Raw genomic sequence first — 13,892 nt, forward strand, 5'->3', positions numbered from 1 at the left:
AACGCCCAATGCCCAATTCCCCACTACCTACTATGGTCTTTGGATGATCGTTTCTAATACCCGACGCTTGGCTTTGGGGTCAATACCAATTAAGCGCACATATTCCCCTTGGTATTCGCCAAGGTGTCCTTCTACGGCGGCGATCGCTTCTCTTTCTGAGGAGGCTTGAATCTGACCTGTGCTAGTCCAAGAACCAGTACGGAAACGCCGTTGGTCTACGTGTTCAAGGCTAATTTTAGAACCGCCAGCCAATAATTGTCGGAGTTGGTCTACAACTTCACTACTCAAGCGGTTACTGGTAGCTGTTGCTGTAGCTGTAGCAGAAGGCGCACTGTTAGTAAATGATTTCTGACTGCCAGAGGAGGCTATTTGACCATTCGGACGTTGGATAATTGTTTCTAAAACCCGACGCTTGGCTTTGGGGTCAATACCAATTAAGCGCACATATTCCCCTTGGTATTCACTAAGGTGCCCTTCTATAGCTGCGATCGCTTCTCTTTCTGAGGAGGCTTGAATTTGACCGGTACTAGTCCAGGAACCTGTACGGAACCGTCGTTCGTCTACGTGTTCAAGGCTAATCTTATACCCACCAGCCAATAATTGCCGGAGTTGGTCTACAACTTCAGTACTCAAACGGTTACTGGTAGCTGTTGCCGTAGCACTTCCAGAGCCTCCACTGCTGCTAGTAAATGATGATTTCTGACTACCAGAGGTGGCTACTTGACCATTTGGACGTTGGATAATCGCTTCTAATACCCGCCGTTTAGCTTTGGTATCAATGCCGATTAAACGTACATACTCACCTGGATGGCTGGCGATACATTCTTCCAAGGCGGAAATTACTTGATTGGTGGAAGTACCTTCAATTGGCTTACAACTAGTCCAAGAACCAGTACGGAAACGCCGCTCATCTACGTGTTCCATACCAATTTTGTAACCACCTGCCAAAAGTTGGCGGATTTGGTCTAGAGTTTCGCCATTGACTTTACCACTGCTAGAGCTGCTGCCGTTACCATTCCCATTGCTGCTGTAGCTGCCATTGGTGCCATTGCTATGACTAGTATTAGGAGCTTTAAAGCTGGTAGCTTGTTTAGCATCACCATCTGGGCGTTGGATGATGTTTTCTAACACACGTCGTCTATCTTTATCAATACCAAATAGTCGGACATATTCGCCGCTATGGTCACTTACACAGCTTTCTAACGCTGCGATCGCTTCACCGATGGATCTCGGTTCAATTGGTTGGCAACTAGTCCAAGAACCTGTGCGGAACCGTCTCTGGTCTACGTGTTCTGTACCAATCTTATATCCTTGTTCCAATAGATAGCGCAACTGCTCTATTGTTTCTGCACCCAAGCTATTGCTCGCCACTTCACTACTCCTTTCCAACTCTAAAACAGTAATACCATTACCTGTATAAGATTTAGCGTTCTCATCCCGAATGGGTGCTATACATTTGGTATCCGCAGCACAAAGATAACCAGCTCGTAGTGCCTGATTAATCCCAACCACATGATGAGCAAATTCTTTATCCTGCTCTTGCACATCTGGCAAGCGGTCAGCTTGCTGTTGGCTAGTAATTACCGCTCCCGAAGGTACATATTTACCTGCGGGAATTTCTACGTCTTGAATCAAAGCGTGCATCATTACGATGCAACCTGCACCCACCCTGGCATTAAACACTGTAGAGCGAAAGCCTATGAAGGAATTATCGCCTACATAAGCTGGCCCGTGAATTAGAGCCATGTGGGTAATGCAAGCATTTTTACCTACCCATACCGAGTATTTCTCTTGGTCATCGCCAATAACTCGACCTTGCTCTAACCCATGAATGACTACACCATCTTGAATATTGGTGTTTTCACCAAGATAAAAAGGTGTGCCTTCATCCGCTCTAATCGTAGTCCCCGGAGCAACGATTACATTTGCACCTATTCGTACATCCCCAATCAGATTGGAGAATGAATGTACAAAAGCAGTTTTATGGATGTCGGGTTCAGCTAAATTCCTTGACCACGGAGTTGGGGGTGCTGCCGTGCTGCGGACTGCCATTGTCTAGATTCCTCCTATATTGTCATTTGTCCGTTGTCATTTGTCTTTTTGTAATGACTAATGACTAATGACTAATGACCAATGACTATCGATATTGATCTTTTTTGCTGTAAATCATGCGATCTTCAACATAAATTGTATCTATGATCGCCACTACCACTGCATCTAGTGGTCGCTGTTCGTTGCCAATAACTTGACGAGCTACACTGCCACGACTGACAAGTACCCACTCATCAACACCCGCTCCCACACTATCTGCTGCTACCTCATATTGTGGGAGGATGTTTCCGTCTTCATCTACAAATTGTAACAACAGTAGTTTCACACCTCTGAGACTTGGATCTTTTTGGGTGCTAACTACTGTGCCGCGAACTTTGGCGACTTGCATTAAAAATTACGGTCTTCTACCAAAAGGACGAATTGCGTTCACATTTTCCCGGAATTGTTCTACGTCTTCTGTATAACGAATTGGTAGGACGTATTCCAAGTTTTCGTGAGGACGAGCAATGATGTGAGTAGACAGCACTTGTCCACCGTTGACTCGCTTCACTGATTCAACACCTGCGGCTACGGAAGCTTGTACTTCCGAAACGTCACCCCGAACAATTACGGTAACTCGACCACTGCCGATTTTTTCGTAGCCTACTAGAGTTACACGAGCAGCTTTCACCATCGCATCAGCAGCTTCTACAACTGCTGGAAAGCCCAGTGTTTCAACCATTCCCACTGCAATTGACATTAGTTTTAATCCCTTTTTTATTGTTTTTAGCTTTGGACAAAAGTGATGCTCAAAAAAGCAAAGAGCGTTAATTACTTTTTTTAAACAGCTTTTAGGTACGGAACTGTTCCACAGCTTCTGTGTAACGAATCGGCAAGACGTATTCTAGGTTCTCGTGAGGACGAGCAATGATGTGAGTGGACAACACTTCACCACCAAAGACTCTTTTCGCCGCTTCAACCCCAGCAGCTACAGAAGCTTGCACTTCCGATACATCTCCCCGAACTATCACGGTGACGCGAGCGCTACCAATTTTTTCATACCCTACTAAGGTGACACGGGCGGCTTTCACCATCGCATCAGCAGCTTCCACAACTGCTGGAAAGCCTTTCGTTTCAATCATTCCAACTGCAATTGGCATCGCAGAACTCCTACAAAATTAATGCAATCTGTACTGTCTTCTGAATTTTTTGACGGGGAGAGCCTGATCTTATAGCTAAGAAAACACTTCCAATTTAAGCATAGGAAAGCTTGGCGTTCCTGGCAACATAAATTACTATAATAGTTTATGATAAGAAAGTTTTAAAAAACTTAACAAATATTTATCTGGGCATTCTGAGTAATTAAAGTTTACTGATTACTTGAGCAGCCACTTATGCTTTATAATTTCTTTATCACATTTACAAAACGACATTCATAACCAAGGTTAATTCTCTCTAATGGGAAAGAAGCGGCGGCTGTATGTTTTGCTGTATCTGTATTTCTTGTGATTTTGTGGTATGCACAACGAATAGGTAAAAAGTATATAATATTTTCATATATATCGTATAAATTCCTCTGCTCAAAGTAGAAATACAAATGTAAAAACAGAGGTAAGGTTAAGGCAAGTAAATGCTTTTGAGTATGTAAAGTTATATTTTGTCGAAGTTTATGAGGGGAAACTCAAGTAAAAATACTTTTGATAATTTAGTTTAAACAATAATAAAAAAATGTTGATGTTTTACTAGATTAATTATTTTAAATAATTGTCTGAAAGATTTTTTAAAATAAAGGTTAATTCCTCAAGGTAAATTTAAATGGATCAATTTCTATTTTCAACAAGTTGGTTTGTGCCTTTATATAGCTTATTAGGCGCAATTTTGACGTTGCCCTGGGGAATAGGAATAATTCAGCGAACAGGGCCAAGACCTGCGGCATACATCAACTTGTTGACAACTGTTGTGGCTTTTGTCCATAGTCTGTTTGTATTCAAAAACATTTGGGATAGAGAACCAGAAAAGTTACTAGTGCCGTGGTTCAAAGCTGCTGATTTAGACTTATCTTTTACATTGGAACTCTCAGCAGTCAGTATTGGGGCGACAGTTTTAATCACAGGTTTAAGCTTTCTGGCACAAGTTTACGCTCTGGGTTACATGGAAAAAGACTGGTCGCTGGCGCGTTTTTTTGCGCTACTGGGATTTTTTGAAGCAGCGCTGACTGGTCTAGCAATCAGCGATTCTTTGTTTCTCAGCTATACCCTTTTGGAAGTTTTGACGCTTTCAACTTACTTGCTGGTGGGATTCTGGTATGCTCAACCGCTAGTAGTGACGGCGGCGCGAGATGCATTTTGGACTAAACGGGTAGGCGACTTGTTGCTGCTGATGGCTACGGTGACGCTTTCCAACTTAGCCGGTAGTTTGAACTTTTCGGATTTATATGAGTGGGCGCAAACAGCTAATTTAAGCCCAGTGACATCAACATTGCTGGGTTTGGCGTTAATTGCTGGGCCGGCTGGGAAATGTGCCCAATTTCCCCTGCACCTTTGGTTAGATGAGGCGATGGAAGGGCCAAACCCAGCTTCGGTAATGCGAAACTCACTGGTAGTAGCTGGTGGCGCTTATTTACTGTATAAATTTCAACCATTGTTAGCACTGTCACCAGTTGCCTTGAATGCCTTGGTAATCATGGGTACGGTAACGGCAATTGGGGCGACATTAGTATCTATAGCTCAAATTGACATTAAGCGATCGCTATCTCACTCCACTAGTGCATACATGGGATTAGTGTTTTTAGCGGTGGGGTTACAGCAAGGGGGTGTGGCTTTGATGTTGCTGTTAACTCATGCGATCGCTAAAGCATTATTATTTATGAGTTCCGGTTCAGTCATCTTAACTACCCAAAGCCAAGACTTAACCGAAATGGGCGGACTCTGGTCGCGGATGCCAGCCACCACCACCGCCTTTATTGTCGGTTCGGCGGGGATGGTAACGTTTCTCCCATTGGGAGGCTTCTGGGCAATGCTAGGATGGGCTGACGGTTTCGTAAATATTAGCCCTTGGGTGATTGGGGTTTTATTATTAGTCAATTGCTTAACAGCGTTGAACTTGACTAGAGTATTCAGATTAGTCTTCTGGGGTAAACCGCAGCAAAAAACCCGACGCACGCCAGAAGTTGGTTGGCAAATGGCCTTCCCGATGGTAACTCTCATAGTCTTGACTCTGCTTTTGCCTTTGATGCTACAGCAATGGTACTTACTACCAAATTGGGAAAGTATTAATTGGTATGTAGCATCAGCATTGTTTGGTTCTACCGTACTAGGAGTAGTTGTCGGTTCTACAGTTTATCTGCACAAAGCTTGGTCAAGATCGAGATTCTTGGCATGGAGATTTGTACAAGACTTATTAGGTTATGATTTTTATATTGACCGAGTTTATCGCGTAACGGTAGTGAGTGCAGTCGCACTGCTGTCTAAAATTTCTGCTTGGAGCGATCGCTATTTAGTCGATGGTCTAGTAAACTTGGTTGGGTTTGCGACAATTTTTGGTGGACAAACTTTAAAGTACAGCATTTCTGGGCAATCTCAGGGCTATATGTTGACCATCTTAGCAGTTGTCAGCGTCCTAGCTTTCTTCATCGGCTGGTCATCGGGTTTACTGGATAAATTGCCTTTTTAAGAGTCTTAAATGCTGAGTTGGGAGTTAGGAGTACAGACGCAAAAAGTCTTTGTCTGTACAGGAGTTAAGAGTTAGGAATGATTATTTTCTCCTTCTTTCCCTATCCCCTATCCCCTGTCCCCTATCCCCTTCTATCTATGCTTAGTGTTTTAATTCTAGTGCCGTTAATCGGTGCAGCTTTAATTGGTTTCTCGCCGTCTGGCATCAGTGGAAAATTTGCCCGTGGGGTGGCTTTGGTCTTTGCTAGTATCGCTTTCTTGTGGACAATCGTACTAGCAATTCAGTTCCATCCAGGGGAAATCACTCAACAGTTTGCTGAATCTGTACCTTGGATAGATGTCTTAGGCTTAAACTATAACCTAGGAGTTGATGGTTTATCTTTGCCACTGCTGGTTTTGAATGGACTGTTAACTTCTATTGCCATCTACAGTAGCGATGAATCTCTACAGCGCCCTAAATTTTATTACTCTTTGATACTATTATTGAGCGCTGGGGTGACTGGAGCATTTCTGGCACAGGATTTACTTTTATTTTTCCTGTTTTACGAATTAGAACTAATTCCACTATATCTGTTGATAGCTATTTGGGGTGGGGAAAAGCGGGGTTATGCGGCTACAAAATTTCTTATTTATACCGCCGTTTCAGGAATCTTGATTTTGGCAAGTTTCCTCGGCATGGTTTGGCTGAGTGGTTCCTCTAACTTTGCACTCGCAACCTTAAACGCTACAACTTTACCCTTAGCGACACAGCTTTTACTGCTAGGGGGGATTTTGATCGGTTTCGGGATTAAAATTCCCTTAGTTCCCTTTCATACTTGGTTGCCAGATGCTCACGTTGAAGCTTCCACACCAATTTCTGTGCTATTGGCTGGAGTGTTGTTGAAGTTGGGAACCTACGGCTTATTGCGTTTTGGCATGAATTTGTTACCAGAAGCTTGGGCTTATCTGGCTCCTTGGTTAGCGACTTGGGCAGTGGTGAGTGTATTGTATGGTGCATCCTGCGCGATCGCTCAAACCGATATGAAAAAAATGGTAGCATACAGTTCCATTGGACACATGGGCTATGTGCTATTAGCGACGGCGGCGGCTACACCATTAACTGTGTTAGGTGCTGTCATGCAGATGATTAGCCACGGCTTGATTTCTGCCATGCTGTTTTTGCTGGTAGGAGTTGTGTATAAAAAAGCCGGAAGCCGAGATTTAGATGTTCTCCAAGGATTGCTGAACCCAGAACGAGGTATGCCCGTAATTGGTAGCCTAATGGTTTTGGGAGTTATGGCCAGCGCTGGGATACCAGGAATGGTCGGGTTTATTTCCGAATTTATCATTTTTCGGGGCAGCTTCGCAGTTTTTCCAGTACAAACCCTACTATCAATGCTTGGAACCGGCTTAACTGCGGTTTACTTCTTAATACTCCTCGACCGCGCCTTTTTTGGACGCTTGTCTGCACAAGTTACTAACCTACCACGTGTGTATTGGAGCGATCGCATACCAGCTGCAATTTTAGCTGTGCTGATTGTGATTTTCGGCATTCAACCCACTTGGTTAGCACGCTGGACTGAACCAACAATTACAGCAATGGTTAATAGTCAAAACGTAGTAGTAGCAGTGTCCTTAGAAAAAGCAATGGGGAATGGGGATTAGAGATTTTGAAGAGGCAGGGGAGTAGAGAGCAAAGAGCAGGGGGTATAAAAAGTAATTTTTCATTCTCCCCTTGCCCCTTGCCCACTTGCCCTAAGCGAAGCCGAAGGGATGCCCAATTCCCAATGCCCTAATCCCTATACTTTTTGGAGAGATGGTAATGGTAACTATTAAAAAGAAAGCGGTTCACAATCCCTTAGCTGAGTATATTGAACGTCTGCAAAAAGGAGAAGCATTACTCCCTGATAGTCCAGAAAACGTGCTGGAAGTTGTTGGTATTCTTAAAAGCTATGGCGTAGTTTTAGATGCCTACTCAATAAATCTTAACTACATTGCTGAACATCAGTTTTTAATATTTTTCCCATTTTTTAAATACTTTAATGGAGAGGTATCTTTTCAAAAATTACTCCGTCATTGGTGGCACGATCGCATTAATTTTGAATATGCCGAATATTGTATGAAAGGCATGATGTGGCACGGTGGCGGCGGACTAGATACCTATTTAGATACAACAGAATTTAAAGAAAGAGCGCAAGCCGTTATTGCCGCAAAATTTAAAAATAATCCTTTAATTTTGGGTATTAACCAACTGTTTCCAGATTTCTTAATAGAACAATTGCGCGTCTCTGCTTACTACACGGGTTTAGGTCAATTCTGGCGAGTCATGGCTGATATCTTCCTCAGCTTATCAGACCTCTACGATAAAGGCAAAATAAAATCGATTTCCGAAGTTGTAGAACATATCAAAGCAGGGTTGGTGGCAAATGCCTCAAACCCAATTACCTACGCCGTCAAAATTCGGGGTGAAGTCTATGAAATCATTCCCAAAAGTGTTGGTTTAACCTTCTTAGCAGATACAGCGATACCTTATGTAGAAGCAGTATTCTTTCGGGGAACTCCTTTCCACGGTACAGTTTCATACAATGCCCAAGGTTATCAAATTCCTCCAGATCAAACGCGATTTCAATATGGCGCATTGTATGCAGATCCTTTACCCATCGGCGGCGCGGGTATTCCTCCCACCTTGTTGATGCAAGATATGCGTCATTATCTTCCAGAGTATTTGCACGAAATTTATCGTCGCAGCCTCCGGGGTGAAGATGATTTGCGGGTACAAATTTGCATGAGTTTCCAAAAATCGATGTTTTGTGTGACAACAGCAACAATTTTGGGACTAATGCCTTATCCTTTGGATACTAAAGATCCAAATGAGGTGAAAGGTAATCGAATTTATTTAGAAAAGTGGATGAGTCGGTTAGAAACTTCGCGGTTGTTGGATGTGAATAAATAACTGAATTGAATACAGAGAAATTTCAGATGCTTCTCAATCGTTATAAAAATCTTCATTTGATTCAGCAACTCGATCCAGTGCGAGATCATTGCCGGATTTATCACTTGATGAATGGCTATGAGTTTCCTTGGGATATGACGCGATCGCTCGAAGTTGCTTTGATGCGAACTTATTGCGTTCCTAGTATTTCTAAATTGCTGAATCGGACAGAAGAATTTACCCATTGTCCACAAAAACGCTACGATGATACGTCAATAATTGTTGGAGAGATGATTAAGTGGGGCTATAATAGCGATCGCGGCAAAGAAGCCTTGCAACGCATGAATGCACTCCACGGACGCTTCAAGATTGACAACGGTGATTTCCTGTATGTACTTTCAACCTTCATTTTCGAGCCTATCCGTTGGAATGTGCAGTTTGGTTGGCGGTTGATGTGCGAACAAGAAAAATTAGCGTCCTTTTACTTTTGGCGAGAAGTAGGTAAGCAAATGCAGATTCAGAATATCCCTGAAACCTACGAAGAATTGGAGCGCTATAACCTTGACTACGAACGCCAAAACTTTCGCTATTCAGATACAAATCGTCGAGTTGGGGAAGCTACACGCGATTTATTTTTGAGTTGGTTTCCTTCGTGGATGCGTTCTGCCATCAAACCAGGTATCTATGCTTTACTGGATGACACCATGCTCGATGCCTTTGGTTTTCCCTATCCTTCACCATTGCTGCGATCGGTTATGGTAAGTCTACTAAAAATCCGAGCCAAATTAATCCGGTTATTCCCACCTCGGAATCAGCCTAATTTTTATATTGACTCTCCTATCCCCAGCTATCCCACTGGCTATGAAATTGCAAATGTGGGGCCACCGGAAAACGTTAAGCAGTAAAGCTTTATTAACTTGTTTAAGCGATAGCCAAAGACTTATGCTTCTGGTTCGATACCTAGCAATCGCAATTGGGCAGTTAAGCGATCGGTTCTTTCCTCACCAGTCAACAACAAATTACCTTGCAAATCCCACCAGCGTAGCCAAGGTAATTCCATATTGTAATATTGTCCCTGCCAAATTCCTAACTCAACTCCTAAAGGATGTATGGGATAATGTCCGCGTTCATTTGCTGTTAATAACTGATATTGTCCCCCAATTAATTCATAAACTTCTACGCTGGCTTTATTCACTTCATAAATGCCGTAGAAGGGAGGACGAATCACCTGCTCATAAATCCAAAATTTCCCCTTCCAAGGAGTTTTATCTCGCTCCTCACTACCATCGCCAGAGACAAATTCTAATGCAATCAATGGCGCAATAAACTCTTGCCATAATACATAAGACCTCCGCGTTTGTCCATTTAAATTTGGTGGTACATTTCCTACATAAAACCAGTCTGGTGCTTCTGCGCCTTTTTCTGGAGGATCAGTGATGCGCCAGTATATACCGCTATCTTGACCAATGCAGTATTGTCCATCAGGATGACGTTTTTGCAATATCGGTTTAATCGAGTCCGTTAGGAGAATGCTTTGGGGATGTTCCTGAAAGTTTTTGCCTTCGGCACGCTCCGCGAACACGAAGTACCATCAGACTCTGGTAGCTGCGTATGGTCTGGGAACGGTGTGAGGGCGGTGGATGGATCGGTTGCAGAGGTCATAAGACTACCTTTGCAGGAGTTAAGGGTTGTTTTTTAGTTTAGCAGTGGAAGGAGGGAGATACCTGCGGTAAGCTACATCAAGGCTCTCTAAATATTCTCCACCCATAAAATATTACTGATGTAAGCACTAGTTATTAGTGCGTTGTAAAATTTTTCGTCTGCTGTCACCATTTGGCATTGTTGTGTAATAGCCAGTGCTAAGTATAAACTGTCATATACTGCACGCTCTGTTTGAAGGGCAATATCTAAAGCAAGTGGCATTAAAGATTGAGATAAGTACACCTCTACAGGAACTGCATTTAAATCTGCTAATGTTTGTCTTGCATTTTCAGCAGTATCTTCACCGCGACGGACTCGTTTCCACAAGACGTTTCCCACTTCTGGGAAGAAAAAATCTGGAACTAAGAAAGTATGGTTACTTGCTAATAAGCGCCTAGCTACATCAGAGTAGACTTCAGGGATAAACCACTTTATAGCAATGCTAGCATCTAAAACATACTGAGTCACCGTTCTCTGTCCTCGCGGATGAGTTCAGTACTATCACTGAAAATCTTTCCTGTATATCTAACTTGAGCGCGTGCTACAGCTTCTCTGACTTTTTCTAGGTCGCCACCAGTGTGATAATGTGTCGCTTTTTCAGTCGCTTGTTGTAGGATCTGCTTTAGTTCTTCTTGCAAAGACCTACCGTGTTGTTTGGCAAGAGTTTCTAGCTTTTCTAAAATAATAGGATCTAAATTTTCAACTAAGATTTCAGCCATAATTTTATGGTTGTTTTTTCGCTGCTTTTATTCGAGATTTGAAATTAGTTTAGCAAGTGTAGACGCAAAGCAGCTTGTCCTGAGACATCACAATATTTCTGTAAAGCTAGGCTCCGGTTCTTCAGGCTTTCTTATGTGAAAATTAATACAAATATTGTGGGAGTTGCAAAGATGGCTTGGGTCGCAGGTGATCAATTGCAAGGTGGCAAATATACTATTGAAAAGGAATTGGGAAGGGGACGATTTGGTATTACTTATTTAGTAAAAAATAGGAATAGCGATCGCCAAGTCATTAAAACTTTAAATGATGATTTACTAAATTCCCTTAACCAGTCGGAGCGCGGACGACTAAAGACAATGTTTTTGCGAGAAGCCTTAAAGCTTCAGAGGTGTAAGCATAAGTATATTGTGGAGGTCGTAGACTCCTTTGAGGAAGCAGACCGTTTGTGTTTGGTAATGGAGTATGTAGATGGTGTAAGTTTAGCTGACCGTCGCCAACAAATTCTTTCTGAACAAGAGGCTTTACGCTACATTCAGCAAATTGGTGAAGCTTTAATAGTTGTGCATGAAAATCGATTGATTCATCGAGATGTACATCCAGGAAACATCTTTTTGCGGGTGCGAGATGGACAACCTGAAGCGGTGCTAATCGATTTTGGTTTAGCTCTGGATTTTGACCACATCTTAACCACAAATCGAACCAAGGAAACTTCTGAGGGATTTACACCCCCTGAGCTTTATGCTCAACATACAAAACCAACAGGGGCATATAGCGATATTTATTCTCTGGCGGCAACTCTTTATGTGCTTTTGACTGGAAAAACACCAGTGGATGCGTTCAAACGGAAGGTAGATAATGCTCCTTTAGTGGAACCGAAAAAACATAATCCTCAAATTAGCGATCGCACCAACCGCGCAATTTTAACAGGGATGAAGCTAGATTTTAAGCAGCGCCCTCAATCAATGCGAGAATGGCTCGACTCTTTGGGGTTAAGAGGGGAAACTCCCCAGCCTGTCTCAACTGTATCCTCTAACACTAACTCAAATTGGGAGCGAAAAATTCAGGTTTGGGGAGTGGTGATAGCTGCGATTGCTGCTTTTGTAAGCTTACTTGCAGCCATACCTTCTTGGATTCCTATTTTCAATCCATCTAATCAACTGTCATCTCCCACTCCATCATCTACAAAAACACCGTAGATTTAGCTCAACTTTCATTGTGTGTTGTGCAAAATTCTGCAAAACTGTATTATTTATGAAACACACTTAAGTCATAGAAAACACCCATATCCAGCTTTTTTAAACTGTTTTAATTACGAATTACGGATTACGAATTATTTAGGGGTTTTCATGCCTTGGACAACTGGACAACGATTACAAGGTGGCAAATATGTAATTGATAAAGTCCTTGGACAGGGGGGATTCGGGATTACTTATAAGGCATTGCATGTTGAGCTAAACCGGACAGTTGTCATCAAGACACCCAATGAATATCTCAGCCATGATCCAGAATATGACAAGTATATAGACCGATTTATCCAAGAAGGGCGAACACTAGCACGCTTGTCTCAAGAACCTCATCCTCACATTGTGGGAGTGATTGACTTGTTTAAGGAAGGTATTATCCACTGCTTGGTGATGGATTTTGTACTGGGAGAAAATTTATTTGAGGCAGTAAAACGTAAAGGGGCGTTACCAGAAGCAGAGATTGTACCCTGTATCCGCCAGATTGGGGAAGCTTTAGTGGTGGTGCATCAGGCAGGTTTAGTACACAGAGATGCCCATCCCGGAAATATCATGCTGCGGAGTAATGGCAAAGCAGTTCTGATTGACTTTGGCATTGCTAAAGAACTCGTGCCTAAAACTTTGAGTTCAAAGGATATTGCAGGTAATGAAGGGTTTGCACCCTATGAGCAGATAACCAGAGGTAGCCGGGAACCAACGGTCGATGTTTACTGTCTGGTTGCCACACTCTATTATGGGGTGACAGGTCAACGCCCTACAACTTCTCTGGCTCGCAAGCTAGACAATACTTTCCTGATTCCACCTAAACAAATTAATCCAAACATCAGCGATCAATTAAATCAAGCAATTCTCAAGGGTATGGCGCTGGAGGCAAAAGACCGCCCTCAATCAATGCAGGCATGGTTGACAATGTTAGAAGCACCAAAAGCAACGCCTCTACTACCTGTTGATCCAGTTCATAGACAAGAACCTGTTCGTCTCAAAGCCAAGTTAAACTTAGAGCCGATTCCAAGTAAACTAGCTACTAAACCACCTAGAATTATTCCCTGGGGCTGGTTGATTGGTGTATTATTAAGCTACCTATTGATAGGCTACTTGTTAGCAGCGTATAATGCTCCGTACACAGTTTGGGCTTGGGCTTGGTTTTGGGCTGTGGCTTGGGCTTGGTTTTTGGATGAGGCTGTGGCTTGGTTTTGGGCTGTGGTTTGGGCTTGGATTGGGGCTTGGACTGGGGCTTGGACTGGGGCTTGGACTGGGGCTTGGATTGTGGCTGCGATTGGGGCTGCGGTTGGGGCTTGGGCTGTCGCTGGGGCTGGAGATAAATTACTAGATTCTTTTAGCAAATTTCATACTTTTCTAATTTTAGCTAGCACTTCTAGTCTAGGCTTGGGTTTGGGATGGTTAGGACATAGGATTTTTAATACAGGTACATAGCTTACTCAAGCTCTAGAAGCTAACTGGCAAAAGATTTTGTAGCTGTTGTATGAGTAGAGAAGCGATGTCTAAAGGACAAGCCGCTCTGCATCTCAGTACCTTTCACGCAAAAACTTATTCTTCTAATTCAACATAGAGCGATTTATGACGACAAATCTCTGTGCTACGCTCTTTCCCATTAAA

Annotated in this window: 12 protein-coding genes and 1 pseudogene; 6 read left to right on the forward strand and 7 right to left on the reverse strand. The window is 42.9% G+C overall.

Annotation, left to right across the window (positions count from 1 at the left end; all coding sequences use genetic code 11):
• Nucleotides 1–30: 30 nt before the first annotated feature.
• The 4 genes from FBB35_RS30180 to FBB35_RS30195 all read right to left on the reverse strand — a co-directional run bounded on the left by FBB35_RS30180 (nucleotide 31) and on the right by FBB35_RS30195 (nucleotide 3,191).
• Nucleotides 31–2,052 (reverse strand): ribulose bisphosphate carboxylase small subunit, encoded by a 2,022-nt coding sequence (locus FBB35_RS30180; RefSeq protein WP_174712691.1) that lies wholly within the window; start codon nucleotides 2,050–2,052, stop codon nucleotides 31–33.
• Nucleotides 2,053–2,137: 85 nt separating this feature from the next.
• Entirely contained in the window at nucleotides 2,138–2,440 is a 303-nt protein-coding gene (locus FBB35_RS30185; RefSeq protein ID WP_012410634.1) for a EutN/CcmL family microcompartment protein, read from the reverse strand.
• Nucleotides 2,441–2,446: 6 nt separating this feature from the next.
• Nucleotides 2,447–2,791 (reverse strand): carbon dioxide-concentrating mechanism protein CcmK, encoded by a 345-nt coding sequence (locus tag FBB35_RS30190; RefSeq protein ID WP_010995041.1) that lies wholly within the window; start codon nucleotides 2,789–2,791, stop codon nucleotides 2,447–2,449.
• Nucleotides 2,792–2,882: 91 nt separating this feature from the next.
• Nucleotides 2,883–3,191 (reverse strand): carbon dioxide-concentrating mechanism protein CcmK, encoded by a 309-nt coding sequence (locus FBB35_RS30195; protein ID WP_012410633.1) that lies wholly within the window; start codon nucleotides 3,189–3,191, stop codon nucleotides 2,883–2,885.
• 655 nt (nucleotides 3,192–3,846) lie between these two features.
• On the opposite strand from FBB35_RS30195, the gene FBB35_RS30200 reads away from it, so the two are divergent.
• The 4 genes from FBB35_RS30200 (at nucleotide 3,847) to FBB35_RS30215 (ending at nucleotide 9,518) form a co-directional block, all read left to right on the forward strand.
• On the forward strand, nucleotides 3,847–5,703 hold the full coding sequence (locus tag FBB35_RS30200; RefSeq protein ID WP_174712692.1) for an NAD(P)H-quinone oxidoreductase subunit F: 1,857 nt from the start codon (nucleotides 3,847–3,849) through the stop codon (nucleotides 5,701–5,703).
• Between the two features lie 137 nt (nucleotides 5,704–5,840).
• Nucleotides 5,841–7,346, forward strand: coding sequence for an NADH-quinone oxidoreductase subunit M (locus FBB35_RS30205; protein ID WP_174712693.1), 1,506 nt, complete (start codon nucleotides 5,841–5,843; stop codon nucleotides 7,344–7,346).
• A 157-nt stretch (nucleotides 7,347–7,503) separates the two neighbouring features.
• Entirely contained in the window at nucleotides 7,504–8,634 is a 1,131-nt protein-coding gene (locus tag FBB35_RS30210) for a CO2 hydration protein (protein ID WP_174712694.1), read from the forward strand.
• A gap of 26 nt (nucleotides 8,635–8,660) precedes the next feature.
• Complete coding sequence (locus FBB35_RS30215) at nucleotides 8,661–9,518, forward strand: oxygenase MpaB family protein (protein ID WP_174712695.1); 858 nt, start codon at nucleotides 8,661–8,663, stop codon at nucleotides 9,516–9,518.
• Between the two features lie 35 nt (nucleotides 9,519–9,553).
• Here FBB35_RS30215 and FBB35_RS30220 read toward each other — a convergent pair.
• The 3 genes and pseudogenes from FBB35_RS30220 to FBB35_RS30230 all read right to left on the reverse strand — a co-directional run bounded on the left by FBB35_RS30220 (nucleotide 9,554) and on the right by FBB35_RS30230 (nucleotide 11,033).
• Nucleotides 9,554–10,275: pseudogene (locus tag FBB35_RS30220) on the reverse strand (Uma2 family endonuclease).
• A gap of 87 nt (nucleotides 10,276–10,362) precedes the next feature.
• Nucleotides 10,363–10,782 (reverse strand): type II toxin-antitoxin system VapC family toxin, encoded by a 420-nt coding sequence (locus FBB35_RS30225; RefSeq protein ID WP_174712696.1) that lies wholly within the window; start codon nucleotides 10,780–10,782, stop codon nucleotides 10,363–10,365.
• The gene (locus tag FBB35_RS30230) at nucleotides 10,779–11,033 is read right to left on the reverse strand and encodes an Arc family DNA-binding protein (protein ID WP_174712697.1); all 255 of its coding nucleotides are present in this window, start codon (nucleotides 11,031–11,033) and stop codon (nucleotides 10,779–10,781) included. Before FBB35_RS30230 ends, FBB35_RS30225 begins: the two co-directional genes overlap by 4 nt.
• 171 nt (nucleotides 11,034–11,204) lie before the next feature.
• Between FBB35_RS30230 and FBB35_RS30235 the strand changes: the two genes are divergently transcribed.
• Together FBB35_RS30235 and FBB35_RS30240 are read left to right on the forward strand one after the other, a co-directional pair.
• On the forward strand, nucleotides 11,205–12,230 hold the full coding sequence (locus tag FBB35_RS30235; RefSeq protein WP_174712698.1) for a serine/threonine-protein kinase: 1,026 nt from the start codon (nucleotides 11,205–11,207) through the stop codon (nucleotides 12,228–12,230).
• A gap of 150 nt (nucleotides 12,231–12,380) precedes the next feature.
• Nucleotides 12,381–13,709 carry a serine/threonine-protein kinase gene (locus FBB35_RS30240; RefSeq protein WP_174712699.1) on the forward strand — a complete coding sequence of 443 codons (1,329 nt, stop codon included), beginning with the start codon at nucleotides 12,381–12,383 and terminating at the stop codon, nucleotides 13,707–13,709.
• Nucleotides 13,710–13,892 lie beyond the last annotated feature (183 nt).

Origin of the sequence: Nostoc sp. TCL240-02 (genome assembly GCF_013343235.1) — a bacterium.
In the GTDB taxonomy this organism is placed as follows: Bacteria; Cyanobacteriota; Cyanobacteriia; order Cyanobacteriales; family Nostocaceae; genus Nostoc.

Excerpts from the sequence above, each read along its gene's own strand:
- FBB35_RS30235 (WP_174712698.1), top strand. The coding sequence starts at position 11,205 with ATGGCTTGGGTCGCAGGTGATCAATTGCAAGGTGGCAAATATACTATT.
- FBB35_RS30205 (WP_174712693.1), top strand. The coding sequence starts at position 5,841 with ATGCTTAGTGTTTTAATTCTAGTGCCGTTAATCGGTGCAGCTTTAATT.
- FBB35_RS30195 (WP_012410633.1), bottom strand. The coding sequence starts at position 3,191 with ATGCCAATTGCAGTTGGAATGATTGAAACGAAAGGCTTTCCAGCAGTT.
- FBB35_RS30185 (WP_012410634.1), bottom strand. The coding sequence starts at position 2,440 with ATGCAAGTCGCCAAAGTTCGCGGCACAGTAGTTAGCACCCAAAAAGAT.
- FBB35_RS30190 (WP_010995041.1), bottom strand. The coding sequence starts at position 2,791 with ATGTCAATTGCAGTGGGAATGGTTGAAACACTGGGCTTTCCAGCAGTT.
- FBB35_RS30210 (WP_174712694.1), top strand. The coding sequence starts at position 7,504 with ATGGTAACTATTAAAAAGAAAGCGGTTCACAATCCCTTAGCTGAGTAT.
- FBB35_RS30240 (WP_174712699.1), top strand. The coding sequence starts at position 12,381 with ATGCCTTGGACAACTGGACAACGATTACAAGGTGGCAAATATGTAATT.
- FBB35_RS30200 (WP_174712692.1), top strand. The coding sequence starts at position 3,847 with ATGGATCAATTTCTATTTTCAACAAGTTGGTTTGTGCCTTTATATAGC.
- FBB35_RS30180 (WP_174712691.1), bottom strand. The coding sequence starts at position 2,052 with ATGGCAGTCCGCAGCACGGCAGCACCCCCAACTCCGTGGTCAAGGAAT.
- FBB35_RS30230 (WP_174712697.1), bottom strand. The coding sequence starts at position 11,033 with ATGGCTGAAATCTTAGTTGAAAATTTAGATCCTATTATTTTAGAAAAG.
- FBB35_RS30215 (WP_174712695.1), top strand. The coding sequence starts at position 8,661 with ATGCTTCTCAATCGTTATAAAAATCTTCATTTGATTCAGCAACTCGAT.